This window comes from Nocardiopsis listeri, from assembly GCF_020741345.1.
GTDB classification, from domain to species: domain Bacteria; phylum Actinomycetota; class Actinomycetes; order Streptosporangiales; family Streptosporangiaceae; genus Nocardiopsis; species Nocardiopsis listeri_A.
In genome coordinates this window covers 1-4,199 of sequence record NZ_DYZD01000338.1, presented here as the reverse complement: position 1 = coordinate 4,199, position 4,199 = coordinate 1, and the positions used below count along the sequence as shown (strand labels likewise).

At 68.2% G+C, this 4,199-nt stretch carries 3 protein-coding genes; all 3 read left to right on the top strand.

The window, feature by feature from the left end:
- A partial coding sequence (locus tag K8V84_RS18150) for an ABC transporter ATP-binding protein (RefSeq protein ID WP_304076428.1) occupies nt 1-1,281 on the top strand: 1,281 nt, incomplete at its 5' end.
- A gap of 78 nt (nt 1,282-1,359) precedes the next feature.
- Nucleotides 1,360-3,075, top strand: coding sequence for an ABC transporter family substrate-binding protein (locus K8V84_RS18145; RefSeq protein ID WP_304076426.1), 1,716 nt, complete (start codon nt 1,360-1,362; stop codon nt 3,073-3,075).
- Nucleotides 3,076-3,296: 221 nt separating this feature from the next.
- On the top strand, nt 3,297-4,199 hold a 903-nt coding region (locus K8V84_RS18140), incomplete at its 3' end, for a polysaccharide lyase family 1 protein (RefSeq protein WP_304076425.1).

Here is a 4,199-nt window from a genome sequence, read left to right as displayed (position 1 = left end):
CTGCCGCCCGGCTGCCCGTTCGCCCCGCGCTGCCCCATCGCCCGGCCCGAGTGCGAGGCCGGCGAACCCGACCTGCTGCCGATCGGCGCCCAGCCGGGCGACGAGCGGGCCGATGCCTCCGGAACCGACGTCGAGGCACACGAGACCGCCGTGCAGCGCACCGCCTGCATCCGCTCCGCCGAGATCGACGCCAACGCCTGGACCGCCCAGGACATCTACCCGGTCCCGGACATCCCCGAGGTCGAGGGCTCCTCCCTTCCCCGTGAAGAGCGCTCCCCGATGCTGGTGGTCGAGGACCTCATCAAGCACCACCCGCTCACCAAGGGCGCCGTCTTCAAGCGCCGGGTCGGCACCGTGTACGCGGTCGACGGGGTCAGCTTCGACGTCCGTGAGGGCGAGACCCTCGCCATCGTCGGCGAATCCGGTTGCGGCAAGTCCTCCACCCTCATGGAGATCATGGGTCTGGACAAACCCCAGCGCGGCAGCGTCGAGGTGATGGGGCGCTCCAGCGCGACCCTGTCCCGCCAGGCCCGCTTCGACCTGCGCCGCGACATGCAGATCGTGTTCCAGGACCCGATGAGCTCCCTGGACCCGCGTATGCCGGTGTTCGACATCATCGCCGAGCCCCTGCACACGCACGGAGCATCCGCTGCCGAGGTCACCGAACGGGTCTACGAACTCCTCCAACTGGTGGGTCTCAACCCCGAGCACGCCACCCGCTTCCCCGCCGAGTTCTCCGGCGGCCAGCGCCAGCGCATCGGTATCGCCCGAGCCCTGGCCCTGAAACCGAAGCTGCTGGTCCTGGACGAGCCGGTCTCCGCCCTGGACGTGTCCATCCAGGCGGGCGTGGTCAACCTGCTCGAAGAGCTCCAGGCCGAACTCGGCCTGTCCTACCTGTTCGTGGCGCACGACCTGTCCGTGGTCCGGCACATCGCCGACCGGGTGGCGGTCATGTACCTCGGCAAGATCGTGGAGATCGGCGACACCAAGTCGATCTACACCCGTCCGGCCCACCCCTACACCCAGGCGCTGCTGTCCGCGATCCCCATCCCCGATCCGGAGAAGGAACGCGCGCGCACGCACATCGTCCTGGACGGTGACCTGCCAAGCCCCGCGAACCCGCCCTCGGGTTGCAGGTTCCGGACCAGGTGCCAGAAGTTCATCACGCTCTCGGAGTCCGACCAGGAGCAGTGCATGAGCGTCGAGCCGACCATCCGTTCCACCAACGGTGGCGACCAGGGCGCCGCCTGTCACTTCGCAGAGCGACAGACGGTGCTCTGAACCGGAAAAGACCCGGTTCGAAGGCACGGACCAGTGCCGCCCCGCGCACTGGCCGATTCATCCCCTAGGAGGAAATCCATGCGTTTCGGGAAGGCGCGTTACCTCGCCCCCGTCATGGCGTTGGCCCTGATGGCCACCGCCTGTGGTGGAGACGACGACCAGTCCGCGGAAGACGCGCAGCAGGAGGCGGCCTCGCTCCCGGGTGAGGACCTCAACCCGGCCGACCGCGACGACCTGCAGGACGGCGGCGACTTCGTCTGGGCCCTCAGTGAGTACGAGGACCAGCACAACATGGCGCACGTCCAGGGCAACAAGGGCGATGTCCGTCGTGTCATCGCCGCCACGATGCCCAAGGCCACCATCTACGACGCCGAGGGCAACTACTACCCCGACGAGAACTACGTTCTCGACTACGGCGTCAGCGACGACGGCCTCGAGGTCTGGTACGAGCTGAACCCGGACGCGGTCTGGTCCGACGGTGAGCCCATCACCTGGGAGGACTACGAGGCCAACGTCATCACCCGCAAGGGTGACCGTGACGGCGACTACGAACTCGGCTCCACCGTGGGCTACGAGTGGGTCGACGAGGTCGTCGAGGGTGACGACGAGTACTCCTTCACCCTGAAGATGACCGACCCGTTCGGTGAGTGGCCGACCCTCTTCGGTGAGCTGTACCCCAAGAAGTACATGGAGGACGAGGAGCTCTTCGCGGAGGGCTACTACCGGGACCTCCCCGTCACGGCCGGTCCGTTCGGCAACGCCGAGTTCGACGAGGTCGCCGAGCGCATCACCATCGAGAAGGACGAGGACTGGTGGGGCGACGAGGCCAAGCTCGACCGCATCATCTTCGATGCCATGGACAGCGCCGCCATGTCCGGTGCGTTCGACAACGATGAGATCGACGCCTTCTACCTGGGCTACGACCTCGCCGGCTACGAGCGTCTGAAGGACCAGGAGGGCGAGGGCGCCTACTTCACCCGCGCCATCAACCACGGTCACCGCTTCGTCGCGCTCAACGGCTCCAGCCCGCGCCTGGAGGACAAGAACGTCCGTCAGGCCATCGCGCTGACCATCGACCGCGACATCATGGCCGAGGTGGCCCTGGGCTCCGTCGAATGGCCGATCACCGGCGAGGTCAACCGTCTCCTGCGCTCCAGCCAGCACGGCTACCAGGACAACAGTGGTGACCTGGGCGAGGTCGACATCGACCGCGCCAACGAACTGCTCGACGAGGCCGGCTGGACCCAGGACGAGGGAGCCGACTTCCGCAGCAACGAGGACGGCGACACCCTGACCCTCAACTACGTCTACTCCGAGGGTCTGGACATCGCCCGCGACGAGGGTGACATCGCCCGCGAGCAGCTGGCCGAGGTCGGCATCGAGGTCAACGTCCAGCAGGTCCCGGCCAACGCCCTGTTCACCGAGTACATCACGCCCGGTAACTACGAGATGGCCGCGTTCGTCCTCACCGGCACCGACCCCTTCGCCTCCGGCTCCAAGGGCAACTACGGCATGCCGCTGGACGAGGACGGCGAGGACTGGGGCAACAACAGCTCCCGCCACTCCACCCCGGAGATCGACGAGCTCTTCGACGAGCTCGCGATGGAGACCGACCAGGACGAGTACGCCCGGATCGCCAACGAGATCGACGCCCTCCTGTGGGACGAGGTCGTGACCATCCCGCTGTTCGAGCGTCCCGGCTTCTGGGTCCTGAACGAGAACCTGCACAACTTCGGTGAGTTCGGTCTGGCCTCCGGCTTCCGTTACGAGGACATCGGCTGGGCCGCGGAGTAACCTCCACGGTCACTTCCGACCTCCGGGCGCGGTGAGCGCCCGGACGGTCTGAGCGTCACCAGAGGGCGTCGGCCCCCCGAACAGGGGGTCGGCGCCCTCGGCCGTGAGCGGGCGGGGACGGCCGTGAGGGGCGGCGCCCACCGTGCCCGCGCTCTCTCCGGGCCTGAGAGAATCGGTACGATTCGACACCCCCTCCCTCCCCGCTCGTTGGAAAGTTCCAGATGCGACTCCACCAACTCGCCGCGGCCTGCCTCGCGGTCCTGCTGTGTGCGGCCCTGGCCTCCTGTTCCCGTCCCGAAGAGACCGCCGAGGACACCGAGACACCCACCGGCGCGGCGGTGAACCCGGAACCGGAGGAACCCGACGAGGTCGCCTCGCCATCGGAGGAGCCCGAGGAGGAGTTGCCCTTCGGTACCCCGGTGGGGTGGGCGGCCGAGCCCGGAGCGGTGGAAGCGGTTCCCGGCCAGGAGAGCGAGGACGGTGAGGAGCCCGAGGAAGGGAGCGAGGACGAGGACACGGAGCACCCCGGGGTGACCGGTGGTGCCGCGGGGGAGACCGTCACCGCCGACGACGCCGACAGCCTCGCCGAACACCTGTCCTCCGATGAGCCCCTCGTGGTGGAGGTCGAGGGCGACATCGACCTCGACGGCACCATCCCGGTCGGCTCCGACAAGACCGTCCTGGGCGTGGGCGAGGGCGCCGAACTGACCGACGGCCGACTGGACATCGACGGCTCCACGAACGTCATCGTCGCCAACGTCGCCATGGACGTGGACGGCACCGCCATCGCCGTCCACGGCGACGCCCACCATGTGTGGGTGGACGGCTCGACCTTCACCGGGGCGGGCGACGACGCCCTCGTCATGGTGACCGACGGCGCCGACAACGTCACCCTGTCCTGGAACCACTTCGTCGACGCCGAGGCCGCCCTCACCATCGGTTCCGCCGAGGACGACACCGGTGCGCTGCGGGTGTCGGTCCACCACAACTTCTTCGACGGCACCACCTCCCGGCATCCGCGTGCCCGCAACGCCGAGCACGTCCACGTGTTCAACAACTACTTCCGGGACAACCCCGAGTACGGGGTCAGCTCCGCCCAGGGCTCCAAGGTGCTGGTCGAGGGC